The organism is Shinella sp. S4-D37 (assembly GCF_040812195.1).
GTDB lineage: Bacteria > Pseudomonadota > Alphaproteobacteria > Rhizobiales > Rhizobiaceae > Shinella.
In genome coordinates this window covers 2196463-2217281 of the sequence record NZ_JBFNXL010000005.1, presented here as the reverse complement: position 1 = coordinate 2217281, position 20819 = coordinate 2196463, and the positions used below count along the sequence as shown (strand labels likewise).

Below are 20819 nucleotides of genomic sequence, written 5' to 3'. Positions count from 1 at the left end.
GGGATATCGGTGAGGAACGATGAGCGGCAAGACGGTGACACGCGCAGATTTGGCCGAATCGGTTTTCCGGAAGGTCGGCCTTTCGAGGACCGAATCCGCAGAGCTTGTCGAAACCGTGATCGACGAGATCTGCAATGCCATCGTGCGGGGGGAGAGCGTGAAACTCTCCTCCTTCGCCACGTTCCAGGTGCGCGACAAGAACGAGCGCATCGGTCGCAACCCCAAAACCGGCGAGGAAGTGCCGATCTCGCCGCGCCGGGTGATGACCTTCAAGGCGTCGAACGTGCTCAAGCAGCGGGTGCTGAAGGCACATATCGCACGCAAGGCGAAACAGAAGCCGGCGTCGCCCGCCTCCTGAGCGTTTTTCTGCCGATTGCCGGCGGATCGGCAATTTGAAACTTGAATATCGTCCGGCAACCCGCTGAAATGAATACGATTCGGCAGGGCCTTCCGTTGCCGTGCATGGGTTTTCACCGAGGGTAGAATGGACAAGAGTCCGGACGCGTTCCGCACCATCAGCGAGGTTGCCGACGATCTCGACCTGCCGCAGCATGTGCTGCGCTTCTGGGAGACGCGCTTCACGCAGATCAAGCCGATGAAGCGCGGCGGCGGGCGCCGCTACTATCGCCCGGAAGACGTGGACCTGCTGAAGGGCATCCGTCATCTCCTCTACGACCACGGCTATACGATCAAGGGCGTGCAGAAGCTCCTGAAGGTCAACGGCAACCGCTTCGTCGCCGCCATCGCCAGCGGCGACCTTGCCACCGTCGAGGCGCTGGCCGCGGCGAGCCACGAAGAACCGCCGCCGCCCAAGGCCGGCAGCGACGAGGACCAGATCGTCGGCCGCGCCAAGGCGCCGGCCAGCCGCCGCTTCTTCTCCTTCGTCGGCGGTGGCGACGAGGCGCCCGAGATCTCGATCGGCAAGACCAGCGTCGGCAAGGAAGACCGCGCGCTCCTGCAGGAAGCGCTCTACGATCTCCTGGAATGCAAGCGCCTGCTCGACCAGGTGCGCTGAGGGAAGAAAAGGCCCCGCACGGTGGCGGGGCAAACAAGCGTCACGCTTGGCTCTTTGTGACGCGGGGGAGTGCTCGCAAATGACAAGCGAGCGGGGCCACACTACGACTTTCGTCTAAGGCCCGGGAAGGTCTGATTCGGGGTTTCCGGTACGGTCGTGCGAAAAATTGTCGTGCGAAAAATTGCGCTTTTCGGCCTTCCGGCCGGCGGCGCCTGTATGGACCGGCGGCTTTGTCCGGCGTCAATAAGCGCTAAGCATATTCAGAACTTCCGGTGGGACTTTCGGTTTCCACCTGCGCCTATCCATCCCGTTTGTTCCTTTTCCGTGCTTTCTGTAAAATTCCCCCTTGCATCCAAGTGCCCGAGACTATAGGGGTTTCGGCGGTCCGGAATGTAGCGCAGCCCGGTAGCGCACTTGACTGGGGGTCAAGGGGTCGCGGGTTCGAATCCCGCCATTCCGACCATTTTCCTTTTATTTTCGACAGGATGCATGGTTCCGCCGGAACCTTGCGGGCTTTCTTGCGTTTTCTTCGGCCGGCCTCGTTCGCCGGTGATATTGGCAGGGTCAAGGAGACGGAAATGGAAGATGCAGGCGTTGGCTGGATTGCGGCCATCATCATCGGCGGTGTAGCGGGATGGCTCGCCGAAATGTTCATGAAAAGCAATATAGGCGTGCTGATGAACATCGTGCTCGGCATCGTCGGCGCGGCGGTGGCGAACCTCTTGCTCGGGCTGATTGGCGTGTCGCTCGGCGGCTGGATCGGCTATCTGATTGCGGGCTTCATCGGCGCCTGCATCCTCATCGCGTTGGCGCGGGCGATCCGGCGCTAGAGTTTGTCAGGGAAAAGTGGGAACCGGTTTTCCCGAAGAGACAAACGAAAACAAAGAAATCCAGAGTCTGTCAGATTCACAATGAACCTGACAGACTCTGGAGCCAATCCCGCGAAAGCCGCCGCCCCGAAAGGGCGGCGGCTTTCGCTTTCAGGCGATAAGGCCGCGATAGATCGTCTCGGTCTCGCAGACCATGCGCTCGAGGCGGTATTCGGGGCTGCGGGCACGGGCGAGGGCAGCGACCGTGTGGCGGGCGAGCTGGCCGGGATCGCTGAGCCGCAGCATGGCCTCGGCGAGGGGCGCCGGATCGTCGGCGTTCTTCAGGAGGATGCCGTTCTCGCCGTCCTTCAGCACCGTGGAGACGCCGCCCACATCGGTGAGGATCAGCGGCCTGCCGGCGGCGGCCCCCTCCAGCATGACATAGGACATGGCCTCGTAGCGGCTCGGCATGGCCAGCACGTCGATGGCGGCCATCGCCTCCACGCCGGTGAAGCCCGTTGTGAGGTGGATGCGGGCCGCCTGGCCGCTCGCCTCGACCTGCCGGCGCACCTCCCCCTCCATGTCGCCGCTGCCGATCATCAGCAGGCGGGCGTGCGGCACGCGTTCGGCGACGCGCGCGAAGGCCGCCACCAGGCGTTCCGGCGCCTTCTGGTGGCAGAGCCGGCCGACGAAGCCGAAGAGCAGCGCCTCCATTGGAATGCCGAGCGCCTGGCGCACGGCGGCGCGGCGATCGGCCGGCGGCGTCTCGACGCCGTTGACGACGATCGACAGCTTTTCACGCGGCATGCCGAGGGCGCGGGCATGAGCGTATTCATCGGCGGAAACGCAGATGACGCGATCGGTGAAGCCGCGGGCGAGCAGTTTTTCGATCGCGCCGTAGACGTGGCGGCCGAGCGTGCCGAGGCCGGGATCCATCGTGTAGAAGGCATGCGGCGTATAGACCCGCGGGATGTGGCGGCCGGGCAGGCGAAGGCGCGCCAGCGCGCCGGCCTTGGAACTGTGGGCATGGACGACGTCGAAGGGGCCGGCGCTGCGCATGACGGCGCGGATCTGCCGCCAGGCGTAGAGGTCCGACGGGCCGGGTGCGCGCGTCATGGCCACGGCGTGCAGCCCGGCAAGGCCGAGCGCCTGCATCTCCTCGACGAAGCGTGCCTCCGCCCGCAGCGGCGAGTAGATGGCGTGCACGGCGTGGCCGCGGGCCGTCAGGCCGCGGCACAGGTCGATGAAATGCCGGCCGGAGCCGCCGCCGCCGGTCTCCAGCACCTGCAGGAGGCGCATCCGGCGCAAAACCCTGTCCTGTCTTCTTGTCATGGTTCTGTCAGTCCGGGGCGGTCTGCCTGTTGTGGCGCTTCTCGAGGGCAAGGCATCCCCAGACGATCCCGAGCAGCAGGTAGAAATGCCGCCAGTGATCCGTGTCGATGACGAAGCCGATCGCGGTATGGCCGGCGATGGTGATGTAGGAGATCATCAGGAAGGGTTGCCAGGGCCGGTTGCGCAGGAGCGCCTTGAAGCCGGCCGAAAGCGTCCAGAGGATCAGCGCGAGGTAGGCGGTGAAGCCGAGCCAGCCGTAGGTGGTCAGCGATTTCAGCCAGATATTGTGCTCGTCCTCGGGGAACAGCTTGCTGAACTCCATGGGGCCGATGCCGAGCGGCTTTTCCATCGCCATGAGGAAGCCGATGCGATGGCGCTCGAAGCGGCCGAGATGGCCGCCGTCATAGTCCTGCACGAGCTGGGTGCGGCTGGAGAAGAGGTTCGCCACCTTGTCGAACTGCAGCGCGACGACGAGCGCCACCACCATCAGGCCGGCGGCCGAGAGGCTGAGGATGAGGATTTTCAGGCGGAACGCCCCGGTGCGCTCCTTCAGCAGCATGACGAAGACGAGCGCGACGACGCAGAGGAGATAGAGCCCCCAGGCGGCGCGCGAGAAGGACAGGAAGATGCCGAGCGCCAGCACCAGCACGCCGAAGACCTTCAGCGGCGCGCCGAGGATGCGGCCGGAGAGCAGGCCGTAGAGCAGGTAGAGCGAAGGCCCGACGAGGAAGGGGCCGAAGACGTTGGGGTCCTGGAAGGCGCCCTTGGCGCGGTCGTAGAGCGTGAAGGCCTCGGCGCCGGGAAAGGCATGGAAATAGCCGAGGATGCCGAACGCGGCGGTGATGAGCGCGCCGGCCACCCAGGCGCGGAAGATCAGCACCAGCCGCGCCGGATTGGCCTCCACGATGGCGGCGAAGAACACGCTGGAGAGCGCCAGGAAGAGCGAGACGGCGATGTACATCGGCCCGACCGACAGGTCGTCGAGCATGGTCAGCGACAGCATGCCGCCGATGTTGAACAGGATGAGCAGCACGAGCAGCGGCGCGATGCCCCGCGAGATGCGCAGGCCGACGGTCGCCCACAGGCCGATGAGCCCGGCCATGAAGAGCTCGTAGGGCGCCGGCTCGCTGATGACGAAGCCGGAAAGGAACACCCCGACCGCCACCAGCAGCGAGCCGATGATGCCGAGGGCCGCCAGGCGCGGCCGGAACGGCGCCGCATAGGGGAGGGCCACGTCGCTCAATAGGCGTTTTCCGTGTTGAGCAGGCGCATCGGGGTCAGGACGAGGATCTTCAGGTCCAGCCAGAGCGACCAGTTCTCGATGTAGTAGAGGTCGAATTCGGTGCGGAAGCGGATCTTGTCGTCATGGTCGATCTCGCCGCGCCAGCCGTTGATCTGCGCCCAGCCGGTGACGCCCGGCTTGACCCGGTGGCGGGCGAAATAGCTCTCGATGACGTCGACATACTTGCGGTCGTTCGACTGCGCCTGGATGGCGTGCGGGCGCGGGCCGACGAGGGAGAGGTCGCCTTTCAGCACGTTGAAGAACTGCGGCAACTCGTCGATCGAGGATTTGCGCAGGAACCGCCCGACGCGGGTGACGCGCGGGTCGCCCTTCGTCACGGCGGCCTTGGCCGTGGGATCGGCAAGATGCGTGTACATCGAGCGGAACTTGTAGACCTCGATGACCTCGTTGTTGAAGCCGTGGCGCTTCTGCTTGAAGATGATCGGGCCGGGCGAGGAGAGCTTGACCGCGATGGCCGCGCCAAGCATCACCGGCCAGAGCAGGACCAGCGCGACGATGCTGAAGAAGATGTCGAAGAGGCGCTTGGCGACATTGTCCCAGTCGGCGATCGGCTTGTCGAATATGTCGAGCATCGGCAGGTTGCCGACCTGCGAATAGCTGCGCGGGCGAAAGCGCAGGCCCTTGGAATGGGCGGCAAGGCGGATGTCGACCGGCAGGATCCACAGCTTCTTGAGAAGCGCCAGGATGCGCGCCTCGGCCGAGAGCGGCAGCGAGATGATCAGCATGTCGATGCGGGCGAGGCGGGCGAATTCGACCAGTTCGGCGATATTGCCGAGCTTCGGGTAGCCGGCGATGACGGCCGGCGAGCGGCGCTCGTCGCGGTCGTCGAAGATGCCGCAGATGCGGATGTCGTTCTCCGGCTGCTGTTCGAGCGTGCGGATGAGTTCCTTGGCCGGCTCGCCGCCGCCGACGATGACGGCGCGGCGCTCCATGGTGCCGTTGCGCGCCCAGCGGCGGATCGAATAGGCGATCACCTGCCGTTCGATGACGAGGTATACGGATCCGGCGAGGAACCAGGAGGCGAACCAGATGCGGGAATACTGGTCGCCGGACTTGAAGAAGAACACCATGAGCGCCATGGCGCCGAAGGCCAGCGCCCAGGCTGTGAGGATGCGCGGCGTCATGCGCCAGGGCGAGCGCAGGGCCGGCACCTGGTAGGCATCGGCCAATTGGAGCATCAGGACGCCGATGCCGGCGCCGGTGCCGAGCACCAGGAGGTAGAAGAAGGGCATGCCCATGTCGCTGACGTAAAGCGCATGGATGACGTAGCCGAGCGCGAGCAGCGCGCCGAATTCGAGAAGGCGCAGGAGGCCGATGATCATGCTCGGCGAATAGGTGTCGACGCGGAACTGCGCCGCGATCTTGCGGGCGAGCGGGTTGAGTTCGACGGTGATACCCGCATCCTGGCTTTCGCCCGGTCCGTTGACCGATATTTCGGACACCTTGCGCCGCAGGGCTTCCGGATCGAAGGAGACGGGCTTGTCGACATGGTTCATGGCACGCACCTGTGGGGGCTTTGCCCCGGAAATAGCACGAAGCCCCTAAGAAACGTTTACGTTGTGATTGCCGTAACGTCAGGCGCCGTGCCGGTTCGTGCCGGCCTGCCGGGCGAGGATGTCGTAATAGAGGTCGAGCAGGGCGTTGGCCATGACGGAGGCGGAGAAGGACGCCTTGAAGGCGGCCGGCTCGGGCATCACCTTGCGCGGCCAGTCCGCATCGGCGATCGCCGCGGTCATCAGCGCGGCGAGCCCGTCGGGATCGCCCGGTTCGGCAAGGGCGATGCTGTCGCGGCCGAGCACTTCCGGAATGCCGCCGACGCGCGTCGCGATCACCGGCTTTCGCGCCGCGAGCGCCTCCAGCACGATATAGGGCATGGCCTCGGCGCGCGAGGGCACGACGACGTTGCGCGTCAGCGCGAAGGCGTCGTGCGCCTTGCGCGCCGGCAGCATGCCGATGCGCCGGCCAAGGCCCATGCGCAGCATCATGTCCTCGTATTTCGCCCTGTCCGGCCCGTCGCCGATCACGAGCGCCGAGAGCGGGCGGCCGACCAGCCGCTCCGTGCGGGCGAAGGCCTCGACGAAGACGTCCGGCCCCTTCAGGTCGCGCAGCATGCCGATATAGAGGAAGTCGACGGCGTCCTCGCGCGAATGGACGGGCGCGAAGTCGCGGTCGTGGATACCGTTGTAGATGCGCTCCGCCCTGACGCGCGGCCGGCCGACGCGCGCGGCATAGGCCTCGCGCTCGTAGTCGCACACGAAGACGAGCGCGTCGCCGAGCCGTTCGAGCACCTGCTCGGCGGTGAGGATCGCCAGGCCCGTTGCCGAGCGGCGATTGTAGTGCAGGCTGCCGCCGTGCGGCGAATAGAGGCGGGCTACGCGATACCTGTTGACCCGCAGGGCTGAGCCGATGAGCCGGGCGATGGCGCCACCCTTGGCGCCGTGCCCGTGCAGGACGTCCGGCTGCAAACCTTTTATTTCGTGATAGCTGCTCCAGAAGGCGCCGATGTCGCGCGGGCTGATCGACCGGCTGATCGGCAGGCGCGTGAGGCCGAGCGAGAGATAGGGGCGGATTTCGTCGAACAGGCCGTCCTCGTAGGAACTGCCGGTAAGGCTGTCGCAGACGATGCCGACGTCGTGGCCCGCCTTGGCGTGGAACTCGGCGAGATCGCGCACATGGCGGAAGATCCCGCCGATGGGCGAGCGGAAGCAGTGAATGATGCGCAGAGGCCCATCGTCCGCCATGTTGCTCAGAACAACCGTTCGCGGACGTAGATCGTGTCGCCGGCCAGCACCGGATCGGAGATGGAGACGCGGCCCGTGAGGACCTTGCCGTTGATCTTGCGCGTGACGTCGACATCGCCCTGGTTGGCGCGCGGCGAGAAGCCGCCGGCGAGCGCGATGGCGTTCTGGATCGTCATGCCGGCGACATAGCTGTACTGCCCGGCCTGGCCCACTTCGCCCATGACGTAGATTGCACGGTAGCGATCGACCTCGATGGAGACGTCCGGATCGCGCAGGTATCCCTGCCGGAGCTTCGTCGCGATGATGCCTTCCAGTTCCTGGAGCGTCTGCCCGCGCGCCGGCACGGCGCCGATGAGCGGGAAGGCGACATAGCCGGCCTGGTCGACGGAATAGGTGTTGCTGAGGCCGGCCTGTTCGAAGACGGTGATGCGCAGCCGGTCGCCGCTGTCGAGGCGGTAGGGCTGGATGGTTGCCTCATGGAAGGCCTTCGGGGCGGGGCGATAGCCGCTGCAACCGGCAACCGCCGGCACGATGAGCGCCAGCGCCAGCAGCATGCCCTTGTTGATCGTTGCGAATGCCATTCGCTTTCCCAATCCGGATTAAGAAGTCTGGCGCCCGTTATCGATCCGTTAGGGTTAATGGTCGGTAAAGGGGCGGCGCGGATGGGCCGGGCGACGCGGGTTTTTTCGCATTGCGGGCCGGGGAAGGGGCGCCGCACAACGCCCGGGGGTTAACCCTTGCGTTACCATGTTTGTTTACCGTGCGCGGAAATTGCGGTGTTTGGAGTTGGGATATGTCGGGCGCACACAGCCAGCAGGATGTCGATATCGATCTTGGCGGCCTCTTCGGCGCGATCTGGCGCAACCGCCTGCGCGTGCTGCTCGCCACGGTCGCCTGCGCGGGTGTCGCCTTTGCCGGCGCCAGCCTCGTTGCGCCGCGCTACAAGAGCGAAGCCCGCCTCCTCATCGAAACGCGCGAGCCGGCCTTCACGACGGGCACCGACCGCGCGCAGGGCCGCGAGCAGCCGCCGGCGTTCGATGAACTCGGCATCGCCAGCCAGGTCCAGCTCCTCAAGTCCGCCGACCTCATCAAGCAGGTCGCGCGCAACATGAAGCTCTACGAGCTGGAGGAGTTCGACCCGGCGTCGAAACCCTCGGCCATTTCCGACCTGCTCGTCCTGTCGGGCCTGAAGAAGAGCCCGCTCGAACTCGAACCGGAAGAGCGCGTCCTGAAGGAGTTCATCGACAAGCTCGTCGTTTACCAGGTGGAGCGCTCGCGCGTCATCGGCATCGAGTTCTCCTCCAAGGACCCGCACCTTGCCGCCGAGATTCCCAACGAGATGGCGAAGGTCTATCTCTCGCTGCAGAGCGGGGCGAAGCTCGACACCAATTCCGAGGCGACGCGCTGGCTGGAGCCGGAGATCGCCAATCTGCGCGAGAAGGTGCGCGAGGCCGAGCAGAAGGTTGCCGAATACCGCTCGCAGTCCGATCTCCTGCCGACCGGCGACAATTCCAACTTCGCCGCGCGCCAGCTCACCGACATCTCGACCGAGCTTGCCCGCGTGCGCGGCGAGCGCGCCAATGCGGAGGCGCGGGCCGGAAGCGTACGCGCCGTGCTGAAGACCGGCGGCGCGCCGGACACGCTGAGCGACGTGGTCGGGTCGCAGATGATCCAGCGGCTGAAGGAAAGCGAGGCGCAGATCCAGGGGCAGATCTCCGATCTCTCCACCTCGCTGCTCGAAGGCCATCCGCGCCTGAAGGGCCTGCGCTCGCAGCTTGTCGGCATCCGCGGGCAGATCAAGACGGAAACGCAGAAGATCCTGTCGAGCCTTGAAAACGAGGCCAAGACCGCCGAGCTGCGTGAAACCCAGCTCCTGCAGCAGCTCAACCGGGTGAAGGCGAACAGCGCGCGCGCCGGCGAGGACGAGGTCGGCCTCAAGGCGCTGGAACGCGAGGCGACCGCCCAGCGCCAGCTGCTGGAGACCTATCTCGCCCGCTACCGCGAGGCGACGTCGCGTACCGACAGCAGTTCCACGCCGGCCGACGCCCGCATCATCTCGGCCGCCGTCGAGCCGACCGAGGTGGCGTTTCCGAAGATCGTGCCGATCACCGTGGTCGGCGGCGTCGCCGGCTTCATGCTGAGCGCGATCGCGGTCCTGCTGGCCGAACTGTTCAGCGGCCGTGCGCTAAAACCCGTCGGTGCGATTGCGGCGGTGCCCGCGGCCCACGCTGCGCGGCGCGAGGAGGAGGGTCGCGAGGACGAGATCGAGGCGGACGCCGTGGCGGAGACGCCGGCCGTCAACAGGGACCCCGTCACGCGCCGCGATCCGGTCGCGCGGCTCGATCCGGCTCCCGTGCGCGCTCTGCGGGCGCCGGCCAGGTCGCTCCTCGCCGACATCACGCCCGACGAGGACGAGGAAGAGGCCGGGAACGTGCCGGAGGAGGGCGCGCGCGCTTCGCTGCTCGATACGCTCGACAGCGAGGAGGAGGACGAATTCTCCATCGCCGCCGTCGCCCGCTACATGGTCGAGAACAATATTTCGGTCGCGGTCTCCGTCTCGCCCTCCGGCGACCGCGGGTCTACCGCCACCGTCATGCTCGCCCGCCGCATCGCCGAGGAGCATCGCAAGACGCTGGTCATCGACCTCACCGGCTCGGCCTGCCCGACGCGCCTGATGGCCCAGTCCGTCCATGTACCCGGCATCACGGACCTGCTCGTCGGCGACGCCGTCTTCGGCGACATCATCCATGGCGACCGGCTCTCCGGCGCGCACATCATTCCGCGCGGCAATGCCAACATCAAGCGCGCCATGCGCGGCATCGACCGGCTGGCGGTGGTCATAGCCTCGTTCGCCGATGCCTATGACACGGTGATCGTCGAGTGCGGCCCGGCCGAGGTGGAGGGCGTGCGGCGCCTGACGCGCGACCAGGAGACCGACATCATCCTCTCCCTTCCGGGCGCCGACGAGGACGAGATCGTCGAGATGATCGACGCCTTCGGCGCGGCCGGCTACAGCGAGGTCATGCTGATGACGGGCGAGGGTGCCGATCCGCCGCGCTATCCGGGCCGCCGGGCGGCTTAGGACCGCTCGGCATCCGGCCTTGGGGGATCACTCCGCGCTGTCCTCGCGCAGCCGCGCCGCCTTGCCGGAGCGCAGGCGTTGCAGGAAGGCGTAGACCTGCGGCTTTTGCTTGATGAGGCGTTTCGCGCCGGTCTTGGCCCGGTGCAGCGCGGCCATGGTCGCCCCGGTCATCGTGGTGGGCCAGATAAGGTCGTGCTGCCGCGTCTCGATCGTGCACCAGGAGCGCTTGTAGGCCTGGTCGCCGATGCCGAAATCGAACAGGCGCACGCCCTCGCCGCAGAGTTTCCTGATGGCGAGGTAGAACAGGAATTCGCCGGGGCTGGCATCCGCGGCGATCGTGTCGTCGATCGAGCCGAACTGGCAGATCACATGGTCGCCCTTGCGCGACAGGCCGGCAATGGCAACGATGCGGCCGTGGTTTTCCCCCTTGAGGCGCACGGCATGAAGCTGAAGCGGATAGCCGCCGTCCGCCTCGGGCACCGACACCAGGCGGCGGAAGAAATCCCGCGTGCCTTCGTCGCGGAAGACGTCCGGCAGGCCCATGGCGTCGAAACGCGCGGCCTTCTGCCCGAAGAAGGTCTCCAGCAGCGTCCGGCTTTCAGCGCCCGCCCCGGCAATGACATGCTCGTAGCCGCCGAGCGCCGCCAGGCGGCGCTCCGAGGCGCGGAACTTCTTGCGGCGGCGGCGGGCGTTGAGCTGTTCCAGCGTGCGTTCGAAATCGGCGAGGAGCTCGATCTGGAAGGCGGCGTTCTGGTTCAGCACCGCGGGAAGGTCGCAGAAGGGGCTGGCGTCGCCGCGCCAGTCGAGCGGTATGTTCTCCAGAAGGAAGACGTCGCAGTGGCGGGCAAGCTGGCTGCGCACCGCCTCGAACGCCTGCCTGAGGCGCGGCGGAGCGGAAAGGCTGCGGAACTCCCGCGAATAGAGGCCCGTATTGATGTTGCTGAACGGTGCGGCGAGGAAACGGGCGATACGGACCGGCCCGCGGCGCACCACTTCGAACGGCAGCAGGAGGTGGGTGCGCCCGCCGGAAAAGCCCTCGACGATCAAAAGCTTGCAGGCACGGCTTGCCACCCAGGCGCGGCACCAGTCGTAGCTGTGGTGGAGCGAGAGGCCGCTATCCGCTTCCAGCGCCCGCCAGCGGGCCTCCAGCGGCTCCATCTGCCCGTGCAGGCGGATCGAAAGCGGCATCGGCCGGGTCTGGTCCTCTTCGGCCGCCGGCGACAGGGCGCCGCGGGCAAGCTCGCGTTCGGACGGCATGATCTGGAAATGGAGTTGCATCGCTCCCATGGGCTTGCCTTCGTGCATTCGGTTGCCGCGGCCACACCATAGGCGCTAGGCTTGCGCAATTGGTTTAAATCCGCGCGCGCCGGCCCGCATGCCGCGGGAAATCGGCCGGCGCGGTTAGCAAGTCGATAACGAGAGCGGCGGGCGGCGGGCCCGCCGGCGGGAGGAACCCATGCAGACCTGGCGGCCGCCGCAGAAGATCCATGTGAAGGTGCTGGGGCTTGCCTGGCACGGCGGCCGGCTGCTGGCGGCGGAAGTGACGCGCGACGACGGTACGGTCAAGGGCGTGCGCCCGCCTGGCGGCTCCATCGAGTTCGGCGAAACGCGGGAAGAGGCGCTCGCCCGCGAGTTCCGCGAGGAACTCGGCTGCGAGATCGCCATCGACGGCCCGTGGACGGCCTTCGAGAACCTCTTCTGGCATGAGGGCGCGCAGGGCCACGAGTTCATTTTCGCGGCGACCGTCTACCTGCTCGACGAAAGCCTCTACCGCCGGCCCGAGATCGCGCTCGTCGAGCACGACCGTTCGGTCTGGACGGCGCGCTGGTTCTACCCGCTTGCGCTGCCGGCCGGCGTGGAGCTCTACCCCGCCGGCCTTGCGGCCCATCTCCAGACGTGACCTACTCGTCGCGCGGCTTGCCGGGCTTTTCCATCCACTTGATGATCAGCATGGCCGGCAGGATCCACAGGAGGCCGGTGACCGTGAAATAGACGAGGTGCACATACCACGGCGACTGGCCGAGCGTCGCGGCGGCGATGGTGGTCGCCACCAGCGCGTAGACGAGCACGAGGATGATGATCAGGACCGTGCCGATCAGTTTTCGAAGGCGAGGGGGCATGGGCAGTCTTTCAATCGGGTAGCGGCAAAATGGCGCGACGGCGCGCCGCAAGGGTTCGGGCCTTGTTTTGCACGGGCCGGTCAGGCAAATCAACGCCACAGTCATTCCGCGGAGGCCGCGCGCGCGGTTTCGCATCCGGAGGGACGCAGGAAAGCAACCGGAATGGCGGGCCGGCCGCCGTTCCGGAAAAGGAGCCGAGACGATGAGCGCCACGACCGCGACCGCATACCGCAACCACAGTGACACGGACAGGATCGACCGCGACCGCCGCCAGGTGCGCCGCTGGCTCGGCTTCGTGCTGTTCACGCTGTTCGTGCTGGTGCTGGTGGGCGGCGCGACGCGGCTCACCGAATCCGGCCTCTCCATCACCGAATGGAAGCCGATCCACGGCGTCATCCCGCCGATCGGCGACACGGCGTGGCAGGAGGAGTTCGACCTCTACAAGCGCATTCCCCAGTACCAGCAGATCAACAAGGACATGACGGTCGAGGAATTCAAGACGATCTTCTGGTGGGAATGGGCCCACCGGCTGATCGCCCGTTCCATCGGCTTCGTCTTCGCCGTGCCGCTCGCCTTCTTCTGGCTGACCGGCCGCATCGAGAGGAAGCTGCGCTGGCCGCTGATCGGCCTGCTGGCGCTCGGCGGCTTCCAGGGCTTCATCGGCTGGTGGATGGTGTCGTCCGGCCTTGCCGAACGGGTCTCCGTCAGCCAGTACCGGCTGGCGACGCACCTCACCATCGCCTGTCTGATCTTCGCCTGGACGACGTGGCTGATGCGGGCGCTCTCGCCGCACAGCGGCGATGCCGCGCCGACCGATGGCTCCCGCCGCATGGCCGGCATCATCGCCTGCATGGCGATCTTCCAGATCTATCTCGGCGCCCTCGTCGCCGGCCTCGATGCCGGGCTTTCCTACAACACCTGGCCGCTGATGGACGGCGCCGTCGTGCCCGGCGGCCTCTTCGTGCAGCAGCCCTGGTGGATCAACCTCTTCGAGAACCCGAAGACGGTGCAGTTCGTCCACCGCATCGGCGCATACGCGCTCTTCGCGCTCGCCCTGGCCCACCTGATCGGCTCTCTGCGCGCCGCGCCCGAGACGACACATGCCCGCCGCGCCCTCGTGCTCTTCGGCCTCGTCTGTCTCCAGGCGACGATCGGCATCCTCACGCTGATCTGGCAGGTCCCGCTCGGCTGGGCGCTGGCGCACCAGGGCGGCGCCCTCATCGTGCTCGGCTTCGCCATCGCTCACTGGCGCGGGTTTTATGGGGAAATGCAACGGGCGTGACTTGATGCGCCGTTTCTTCTATAATCGGGCATGTTTTATAGAAGAGGTGTCCCATGGCACTCAGCCTGAAGGATGCGGAGACGGACCGGCTCGCCCGTGAAGTGGCCGCCCTCACCGGCGAGAGCCTGACGGCCGCCATCCGCAACGCACTTGCCGAACGCCTTGCGCGGGAGCGCCGTCGCCGCGGCCGGTCGACGGACCTGAAGGCGCGGCTGCTCGCGATCGGCGCGGCCTGCGCAGCCTTGCCGGAACAGGACAACCGCGCCGCCGACGAGATCGTCGGATATGACGACGACGGGCTTTGGTGATGGTCGTCGATACCTCGGTGCTGGCGGCCCTTCTCTTGCTGGAGGACGACGCCGAGATTTATGCGGGCGCACTGGCCGGCGTCCAGAAGTGCTTTCTGTCGGCGGTCACCCGCGTTGAAATCGCTTTCGCGATCGAGGGGCGCAAGGGCGCAACCGGTCGGGAAACGCTGGAAACCTTCCTCGAAGTCCTCGATCCGGAAGTGATACCTGTCGATGCGCGGCAGGCCGACCTCGCGATCCACGCATTCCGCACCTACGGAAAAGGCCGGCATCCTGCCGGCCTCAACATTGGCGACTGCTTTTCCTACGCGCTGGCAAAGGCACTCGACGAGCCCCTGCTCTTCAAGGGCAACGATTTCGGCCAGACGGATATCCAGTCCGCCTTGGGCTGAGACCTCATCCCTTGAGCATCAGGTCCATGTTCTGCACGGCGGCGCCCGAGGCGCCCTTGCCGAGATTGTCGAGCAGGGCGACGAGGTTGACATGCGGGGCGCCGGCGGTGCCGAAGACGTAGAGCTTCATGCGGTCCGTATCGGCGAGCTCCACCGCGTTGACGCGGGCAAGGCCGGCGCTTTCCTTCAGGTCCACCACCTCGACGATGTCCTGGCCGGCATAGTGGTCGGCCAGCGCCTCGTGGAGCGAGCCGAGCGAGGCGCGGTCGTTGAGGTCGGAAAGGCAGAGCGGCACCTGCACGATCATGCCCTGCGGGAACTTGCCGACGGAGGGCGAGAACAGGGGCGCGCGGGTGAGGAGGCCGTGCACCTGCATTTCCGGCACATGCTTGTGCTTGAGCGTCAGGCCGTAGAGGAAGTGCGGCGCGTCGATGCGCTCGGGATGGCCGGCATCCTCCATCTGCGCGATCATCTGCTTGCCGCCGCCGGTATAGCCCGACACGGCGTTGACCGTCACCGGATAGTCCTCCGGCAGGATACCTGCGAGGCGCAGCGGGCGCAGGAGCCCGATCGCGCCGGTCGGATAGCAGCCGGGATTGGCGACGTAGCGGGCGCCGGCGATCGCCTTCGGCTGGTCGCGGTCCATCTCGGCAAAGCCGTAGGCCCAGTCCGGATGGACGCGGTGCGCCGTCGAGGTGTCGATGATGCGCACGGAATTGTTGCCGGCGACCATGGCGACGGCTTCCTTGGCCGCGTCGTCCGGCAGGCAGAGGATTGCGACGTCGGCGCCGTTCAGGAGGTCTTCGCGCAGCCTGGCGTTGCGGCGCTCGGCCTCGGGGATGGAGAGGAGCTCGACATCGCCGCGGCCGGCCATGCGGGTCCGGATCTGCAGGCCCGTCGTGCCGTGTTCGCCATCGATGAAGATCTTCGGTTTCATCTCTCGTCCCATCCTGTTCTGCGCGTCCGCCGTCGATATAGCCCCTTGCCCTGTCGTATTCAACGCCGTGTTTCAGCGTCGCTCCGCCAGTGTCTCGGCATGGAGGCCGAGCATGTACATGGCGATGCTGGAGCCGGCGATGGCGGTGATATCCGCATGGTCATAGGCCGGCGCGACCTCCACCACGTCGGAGCCGACGATGTTCAGCGCGCCGAGCTTGCGCAGGACCGAAAGGATGCGGGCGCTGGTGGGGCCGCCCGGGACGGGCGTGCCGGTGCCCGGCGCGAAGGCCGGGTCGAGGCAGTCGATATCGAAGGTGAGATAGGTCGCCCGGTCCCCGACATGATGGGCGATCGCGTCGGCGATCTCGCCCGCGCTCATCTCCTCGACGTCGTATCCATAGAGGATGCGGATGCCGCAATCCTCGGGCGCATGGGTGCGGATGCCGATCTGGATCGAGCTTTCCGCGTCGATCAGCCCCTCGCGCACGGCGGTGCCGACGAAGGAGCCGTGGTCGATGCGGCCCTTCTCGTCCGCCCAGGTGTCCTGGTGCGCGTCGAACTGGACGAGGGAGAGGGGGCCGTATTTTTCCGCATGGGCGCGCAGGAGCGGCAGCGTGATGAAATGGTCGCCGCCGAGCGTCAGCAGGTAGGCGCCGGATTTCAGGATCTTCCTCGCCTCGCGCTCGATGGTGCCGGGCGTCTTCTGGTGGTTGCCGTAGTCGAGCAGGCAGTCGCCGTAGTCGATGACGGCCATGTCCTCGAAAAGATCGCGCTCGAAGGGATATTGCGGATCGTTGTCCATGATCGCCGAGGCGCGGCGGATGGCCTGCGGCCCGAAGCGCGCGCCCGGCCGGTTGGAGGTCGCCGCGTCGAAGGGGATGCCCCAGACGACGGCGTCGACATCCTTCAGCACCTTGGTGTAGCGGCGGCGCATGAAAGAGAGGATGCCCGCATGGGTCGGGTCCGAGGCGGCGCTCTTCAGCGTCCTGGCCGTGATGGCATGGTCGATCGTCTTGTTGGCCATGAAAGATTCCCCCGAATGTGGCGGGACGTTCGCCAATCATCGATGTGAAGGCAAGGGATTTTTGGGGGCGCTTTCCCCTGAAAACGAAAAGGCCGGGGCGAGCCCCGGCCTTTCCTGAACCAAAAATCGTCCGAGCGCTTAGCGCTTGGAGAACTGGAACGAACGACGGGCCTTGGCCTTGCCGTACTTCTTGCGTTCGACGACGCGCGAGTCGCGGGTCAGGAAGCCGCCCTTCTTGAGGACCGGGCGCAGGCCCGGCTCGAAGTAGGTCAGCGCCTTGGAGATGCCGTGACGAACGGCACCGGCCTGGCCGGAAAGGCCGCCGCCGGCGACGGTGGCGTCGATGTCGAACTGGCCGTCACGGGCAGCCGCGACGATCGGCTGCTGCAGGATCATCTGCAGGACCGGGCGGGCGAAATAGGCTTCGAACGACTTGCCGTTGATGGTGATCTTGCCGGAGCCCGGCTTGACCCACACGCGGGCGACGGCGTCCTTGCGCTTGCCGGTGGCGTAGGAACGGCCCTGGGCGTCAACCTTCTTGACGTGAACCGGGGCGGAGGCGGCCGGAGCTGCAGCAGCGACGCCGAGGTCCTTGAGCGAGGAGAGGTCGGCCATTATCAGGCGCTCCTTGTGTTCTTGCTGTTCAGCTTGGCGACGTCGAGGGCGACGGGCTGCTGGGCTTCATGCGGGTGGTTGGCGCCGGCGTAGACGCGCAGGTTCTTCATCTGGCGACGGCCGAGGGGGCCGCGCGGAACCATGCGTTCGACAGCCTTCTCGAGGACGCGCTCCGGAAAGCGGCCTTCGATGATCTGGCGCGCCGTGCGCTCCTTGATGCCGCCCGGGTAGCCGGTGTGCCAGTAGTACTTCTTGTCGGAGTACTTCTTGCCGGTGAAGACGACCTTCTCGGCGTTGATGACGATGACGTTGTCGCCGTCATCGACGTGGGGCGTGAAGGTCGCCTTGTGCTTGCCGCGCAGGCGATTGGCGATGAGGGTAGCGAGGCGACCGACAACGAGGCCTTCGGCGTCGATGAGGATCCACTTCTTTTCTACCTCGGCGGGCTTCTGTACGAAGGTTGCCATGGGAGATGTCTTTCTTTTGCGATCCCGCGGCTTGAGGGCGGCGGGCGTTTCTTGTTGCTTGGTTTGGCTCCTTGCGGATGCCAAAAATCGAAAGCGGCCCGTGAGGACCGCGATCTGGGGCGGCTTATAAGCGAGCGCCGATGGGACGTCAAGGGATGCGATCCGGGCGGCCCTAAAGATATGTAAGCAAAAACAATAGCTTATGATTGAGGTATTTTGATACCGCAATTTATCGCGGCGGAATCGAATAGGTCGCGGTGGCATGGGCCACCGGATCCTCGCCGTCCGCGCCGAAGATCGACGCCTCGATCACCGCCAGCCGCTTGCCGAGCTTGAGCAGCCGGCAGGCGCAGGTGAGGGGACCGGGCTCGGGCTTGCGCAGGAAGTTGATGTTGAGATTGGTGGTGACGGCGAGCGCCACGGGGCCGATATGCGCCAGCACCACGCAATAGGCCGCGACGTCGGCCAGCGCGAACAGGGTGGGGCCGGACACCGTGCCGCCGGGGCGCAGGTGCCGCTCGTTCGGATCGAGCCGCATGACGACCGTGCCGGGGCCGACTTCGGTCACGTCGAAAACCTTTCCGTCCGTATGGATCTGCGGAAAATCGGTTTCGAGGAACCGGTTCAGGGCGTCCCTATCCATGATGGGGGTCAGATTCACGGGCGTTCTCCTCCGCTGCCTTGCGTTTACAGACCGATTTGCGCCGCGGGGCAAGCCCTCCCGAAGTCTATGCCGCCGGCTTGAAACGGGGTGCCGCGAAGCGTAGGACGCTGGGGACGAACGAAAGGGAGGCAGTCATGGCGGATGTGGTGTCGTTCAGGAAAGAGGAGCCGGCCGGCCCGGTGCGCATCGAGCGGTATGAGCCGATCCTGCGGATCACGCTCGACAACCCGCCGGCCAACGCCCTCTCCATCGCCGTCATGGAGGCGCTCGGCGAAGCGCTCGATGCGGCGGCAGGCGACGGGGCCATCCGCGTCGTCGTGCTCGCCTCGACCGGAAAGGTGTTTTCCGCCGGCCACGACCTCAAGGAGATGACCGCCCGCCGCGACGACCCGGACGGCGGGCGCGGCTTCTTCGAGAAGACGATGCGCATGGCGGCGGATATCATGCTGAAGATCGCCGCGCTGCCGCAGCCGGTCGTCGCCGAGATCGACGGGCTCGCGACGGCCGCCGGCTGCCAGCTCGTCGCGAGCTGCGACCTCGCCATCTGCACCGATACCTCCACCTTCTGCACGCCCGGCGTCAATATCGGGCTTTTCTGCTCGACCCCGATGGTCGCCGTCACCCGCGCCGCCCATCCCAAGCAGGCGATGGAGATGCTTTTGACGGGCGAGACGATCGACGCCTCGACCGCCAAGGATTTCGGCCTCGTCAACCGCATCGTGCCGCGGCAATACCTGCGCCAGGTCGTCGACAAATACGCCGCCGTCATCGCCTCGAAGTCGCCGCAGGCGCTGCGCATCGGCAAGGCCGCCTTCCGCGCCCAGGCCGGCCTGCCGCTCGCCGAAGCCTATGACGTCGCCGTCGCGGCAATGACGGACAACATGCTGGTGGACGACGCGAAGGAGGGGATCGGCGCGTTTCTCGGCAAGCGCATGCCGGAGTGGAGGCAGAAGTAGTGGCCCGGATTACACATTTTCAGCGCGACCAAATGGACCGCCTTCAGCTTCACGACGAAGTTGATGCAAAGCTGTTTGTTCAAAACTACGATGGTCGAAAGCTTGTTCAAATATCAACTTATGGGCGTTCCAGCCGGCAGGATGTTGGCAAGATGAGCCAAACGTTTCAATTGGACGAGGAAGCGGCCCGCCAATTGTTTGGGATTATGAAGGCTGAATTTGGCTTTGAGTAGCTGCTAAGCCAGCTTCAGCACCAGCACGCCCGCCGCGATCACCGCGCCGGCGATGTAGCGCCAGATGCTGGCCTTCTCCTTGAGGACGAAGACCGAGATGAGGAGGGCGAAGAGGATGGCGGTCTCGCGCAGCGCCGCGACGGTGGCGACGGGCGCCTTCGTCATGGCCCAGAGCGCAAGGCCGTAGGAGGCGATGGAGCCGGCGCCGCCGAGGAGGCCGCGCGCCCAGTTGCGGCGCACATGCGTCCAGACCGGCCGGCTGCCCCGCCGTGCGACGGCCCAGCCGAAGAGCAGCACCGGCGGCAGCAGCGACATCCACAGCGTATAGGAGACGGCATTGCCCGATATGCGCGCCCCGGCGCCGTCGACGAAGGTGTAGGTGGCGATGACGGCGGCGTTCGCCAGCGCATAGACGATGGCGCGGCGGCTGCCGTGGCGCGCTTCGAAGGCGAGCGTGAGCACGCCGGCGGAGATGACGAGAACGCCGGCCATCGCCCCCGCCGTCAGGTGCTCGCCGAGGACGATGCCGCTCGTCGTCGCGACGAGGAGCGGTGCCGCGCCGCGCATCAGCGGATAGACGAGGCCGATGTCGCCGGCCCTGTATGCGGCGGCCACGAGCTGGAAATAGGCGAATTGCAGAACGGCCGAGGTGAGCACGAAGGGCCAGGCCGCGGGGGCGGGCATGGGCACGAACGGCAGCAAGGCAAGCCCGACCATGCCGCCGCCGAGCGAGACCATGGCTGCGTCGAGCGACTTGTCCGTGCCGGATTTGACGAGCGCGTTCCAGACGGCATGCAGAGCCGCGCCGAACAGCACGAGAAAGAGAACGTCTAACGGCAATCCGGGAACCTCGATGGGCAGGCCGTGGGGCGAGGGGCTGGGCCCTTCATCTGCGCAATTTCACCGATTTGCAATCGGGATTGTGGCGGATTTTCCGTCAGATCGGCCGAATCTGCTCCGGATTGGCACAATCGGCGGGCGAATGCCGGCGCCGAGGCGGTCGTCTTCTTTAAGGTTCTGCGCTAGTCTCGATGCCAGGAAGACATGTGAGAGACGGTCGCGAGCGCCGGAGGAGGCAACGATGAACCACGATCACTATCCCGACGGCTATATCCGCCACATCCTGAAATCCGTGCACACGATCGCCGTGCTCGGCGCCTCGCCGAACGATGCGCGGCCGAGCCATGGCGTCATGGGTTTCCTGCTCGGCAAGGGCTATCACGTCATCCCCGTCAATCCGGGCCATGCCGGAAAGACCATCCTCGGCCAGACGGTCCGCGCGCGCCTTGCCGATATCGAGGAGCCGATCGACATGGTCGACGTCTTTCGCACGGCAAGCCAGTTCGGCGCCGTCGTCGACGAGGTGCTGGCGCTCGATCCGCGTCCCGCCGTGCTGTGGGGCCAGTTCACCGTGCGCGACGATGCCGCCGCCGCACGGGCCGAGGCCGCCGGCATCCAGGTGGTCATGGATCGCTGCCCCGTGACGGAATATCCGGTGCTGATGCTCAAGGCTTCCTGAGCGCGCCATATTGACTTC

At 66.3% G+C, this 20819-nt stretch carries 24 protein-coding genes and 1 tRNA gene; 12 read left to right on the top strand and 13 right to left on the bottom strand.

The window, feature by feature from the left end; genetic code table 11:
• Positions 1-19 precede the first annotated feature (19 nt).
• The 4 genes from AB3G45_RS18300 (at position 20) to AB3G45_RS18285 (ending at position 1845) form a co-directional block, all read left to right on the top strand.
• Positions 20-358, top strand: coding sequence for an integration host factor subunit alpha (locus AB3G45_RS18300; RefSeq protein ID WP_367831889.1), 339 nt, complete (start codon positions 20-22; stop codon positions 356-358).
• A 126-nt stretch (positions 359-484) separates the two neighbouring features.
• Complete coding sequence (locus AB3G45_RS18295; protein WP_367831888.1) at positions 485-1015, top strand: MerR family transcriptional regulator; 531 nt, start codon at positions 485-487, stop codon at positions 1013-1015.
• Positions 1016-1401: 386 nt separating this feature from the next.
• Positions 1402-1478 (top strand) — tRNA-Pro (locus tag AB3G45_RS18290).
• Between the two features lie 55 nt (positions 1479-1533).
• Complete coding sequence (locus AB3G45_RS18285; protein WP_367831887.1) at positions 1534-1845, top strand: GlsB/YeaQ/YmgE family stress response membrane protein; 312 nt, start codon at positions 1534-1536, stop codon at positions 1843-1845.
• 150 nt (positions 1846-1995) lie between these two features.
• On the opposite strand, the gene AB3G45_RS18280 is transcribed toward AB3G45_RS18285, so the two are convergent.
• From AB3G45_RS18280 to AB3G45_RS18260, 5 genes are all read right to left on the bottom strand, one after another.
• Positions 1996-3156 (bottom strand): glycosyltransferase, encoded by a 1161-nt coding sequence (locus AB3G45_RS18280; protein WP_367831886.1) that lies wholly within the window; start codon positions 3154-3156, stop codon positions 1996-1998.
• 7 nt (positions 3157-3163) lie between these two features.
• Complete coding sequence (locus AB3G45_RS18275) at positions 3164-4399, bottom strand: O-antigen ligase family protein (RefSeq protein ID WP_367831885.1); 1236 nt, start codon at positions 4397-4399, stop codon at positions 3164-3166.
• Positions 4396-5955 carry an undecaprenyl-phosphate glucose phosphotransferase gene (locus AB3G45_RS18270; RefSeq protein WP_367831884.1) on the bottom strand — a complete coding sequence of 520 codons (1560 nt, stop codon included), beginning with the start codon at positions 5953-5955 and terminating at the stop codon, positions 4396-4398. Before AB3G45_RS18270 ends, AB3G45_RS18275 begins: the two co-directional genes overlap by 4 nt.
• Positions 5956-6033: 78 nt before the next feature.
• Complete coding sequence (locus tag AB3G45_RS18265; RefSeq protein WP_367831883.1) at positions 6034-7200, bottom strand: glycosyltransferase family 4 protein; 1167 nt, start codon at positions 7198-7200, stop codon at positions 6034-6036.
• 5 nt (positions 7201-7205) lie between these two features.
• Complete coding sequence (locus tag AB3G45_RS18260; RefSeq protein WP_367831882.1) at positions 7206-7781, bottom strand: polysaccharide biosynthesis/export family protein; 576 nt, start codon at positions 7779-7781, stop codon at positions 7206-7208.
• Positions 7782-7993: 212 nt separating this feature from the next.
• Between AB3G45_RS18260 and AB3G45_RS18255 the strand changes: the two genes are divergently transcribed.
• Positions 7994-10282: a Wzz/FepE/Etk N-terminal domain-containing protein gene (locus AB3G45_RS18255; RefSeq protein ID WP_367831881.1), complete on the top strand. Its 2289-nt coding sequence runs from the start codon at positions 7994-7996 to the stop codon at positions 10280-10282.
• A gap of 27 nt (positions 10283-10309) precedes the next feature.
• Here AB3G45_RS18255 and AB3G45_RS18250 read toward each other — a convergent pair whose 3' ends face one another.
• Positions 10310-11569 carry a GNAT family N-acetyltransferase gene (locus tag AB3G45_RS18250; RefSeq protein WP_367831880.1) on the bottom strand — a complete coding sequence of 420 codons (1260 nt, stop codon included), beginning with the start codon at positions 11567-11569 and terminating at the stop codon, positions 10310-10312.
• 169 nt (positions 11570-11738) lie between these two features.
• On the opposite strand from AB3G45_RS18250, the gene AB3G45_RS18245 reads away from it, so the two are divergent.
• Complete coding sequence (locus AB3G45_RS18245; RefSeq protein WP_367831879.1) at positions 11739-12182, top strand: NUDIX hydrolase; 444 nt, start codon at positions 11739-11741, stop codon at positions 12180-12182.
• Between the two features lies 1 nt (position 12183).
• On the opposite strand, the gene AB3G45_RS18240 is transcribed toward AB3G45_RS18245, so the two are convergent.
• The gene (locus tag AB3G45_RS18240; RefSeq protein WP_367831878.1) at positions 12184-12402 is read right to left on the bottom strand and encodes a DUF2842 domain-containing protein; all 219 of its coding nucleotides are present in this window, start codon (positions 12400-12402) and stop codon (positions 12184-12186) included.
• A 202-nt stretch (positions 12403-12604) separates the two neighbouring features.
• Here AB3G45_RS18240 and AB3G45_RS18235 point away from each other — a divergent pair, with 202 nt between their 5' ends.
• From AB3G45_RS18235 to AB3G45_RS18225, 3 genes are read left to right on the top strand one after another with little or no spacing between them, the layout of a single operon-like run.
• Complete coding sequence (locus AB3G45_RS18235) at positions 12605-13684, top strand: COX15/CtaA family protein (RefSeq protein WP_367831877.1); 1080 nt, start codon at positions 12605-12607, stop codon at positions 13682-13684.
• 53 nt (positions 13685-13737) lie between these two features.
• On the top strand, positions 13738-13992 hold the full coding sequence (locus AB3G45_RS18230) for a type II toxin-antitoxin system VapB family antitoxin (RefSeq protein WP_367831876.1): 255 nt from the start codon (positions 13738-13740) through the stop codon (positions 13990-13992).
• Positions 13992-14384: a type II toxin-antitoxin system VapC family toxin gene (locus AB3G45_RS18225; RefSeq protein WP_367831875.1), complete on the top strand. Its 393-nt coding sequence runs from the start codon at positions 13992-13994 to the stop codon at positions 14382-14384. The genes AB3G45_RS18230 and AB3G45_RS18225 overlap by 1 nt, the downstream gene beginning before the upstream one ends.
• A 4-nt stretch (positions 14385-14388) precedes the next feature.
• Here the strand turns inward: AB3G45_RS18225 and argC are convergent, their stop codons facing one another.
• From argC to AB3G45_RS18200, 5 genes are all read right to left on the bottom strand, one after another.
• Positions 14389-15321, bottom strand: a complete 933-nt coding sequence (gene argC / locus AB3G45_RS18220) for an N-acetyl-gamma-glutamyl-phosphate reductase (protein ID WP_367831874.1) — start codon at positions 15319-15321, stop codon at positions 14389-14391.
• Positions 15322-15393: 72 nt separating this feature from the next.
• The gene (gene speB, locus AB3G45_RS18215) at positions 15394-16347 is read right to left on the bottom strand and encodes an agmatinase (RefSeq protein WP_367831873.1); all 954 of its coding nucleotides are present in this window, start codon (positions 16345-16347) and stop codon (positions 15394-15396) included.
• Between the two features lie 138 nt (positions 16348-16485).
• Positions 16486-16962, bottom strand: coding sequence for a 30S ribosomal protein S9 (gene rpsI / locus AB3G45_RS18210; RefSeq protein WP_367831872.1), 477 nt, complete (start codon positions 16960-16962; stop codon positions 16486-16488).
• A gap of 2 nt (positions 16963-16964) precedes the next feature.
• A complete protein-coding gene (rplM, locus tag AB3G45_RS18205; RefSeq protein WP_064329732.1) occupies positions 16965-17429 on the bottom strand; it encodes a 50S ribosomal protein L13 in 465 nt (154 codons plus the stop codon).
• 229 nt (positions 17430-17658) lie between these two features.
• Positions 17659-18090: a PaaI family thioesterase gene (locus AB3G45_RS18200; protein WP_367831871.1), complete on the bottom strand. Its 432-nt coding sequence runs from the start codon at positions 18088-18090 to the stop codon at positions 17659-17661.
• Positions 18091-18227: 137 nt separating this feature from the next.
• Here AB3G45_RS18200 and AB3G45_RS18195 point away from each other — a divergent pair, with 137 nt between their 5' ends.
• Positions 18228-19049: an enoyl-CoA hydratase gene (locus AB3G45_RS18195; RefSeq protein WP_367831870.1), complete on the top strand. Its 822-nt coding sequence runs from the start codon at positions 18228-18230 to the stop codon at positions 19047-19049.
• On the top strand, positions 19049-19282 hold the full coding sequence (locus AB3G45_RS18190) for a hypothetical protein (RefSeq protein WP_050743013.1): 234 nt from the start codon (positions 19049-19051) through the stop codon (positions 19280-19282). The genes AB3G45_RS18195 and AB3G45_RS18190 overlap by 1 nt, the downstream gene beginning before the upstream one ends.
• A 3-nt stretch (positions 19283-19285) precedes the next feature.
• On the opposite strand, the gene AB3G45_RS18185 is transcribed toward AB3G45_RS18190, so the two are convergent.
• On the bottom strand, positions 19286-20122 hold the full coding sequence (locus AB3G45_RS18185) for an EamA family transporter (RefSeq protein ID WP_367831869.1): 837 nt from the start codon (positions 20120-20122) through the stop codon (positions 19286-19288).
• A 241-nt stretch (positions 20123-20363) separates the two neighbouring features.
• On the opposite strand from AB3G45_RS18185, the gene AB3G45_RS18180 reads away from it, so the two are divergent.
• Entirely contained in the window at positions 20364-20801 is a 438-nt protein-coding gene (locus AB3G45_RS18180; RefSeq protein WP_367831868.1) for a CoA-binding protein, read from the top strand.
• Positions 20802-20819 lie beyond the last annotated feature (18 nt).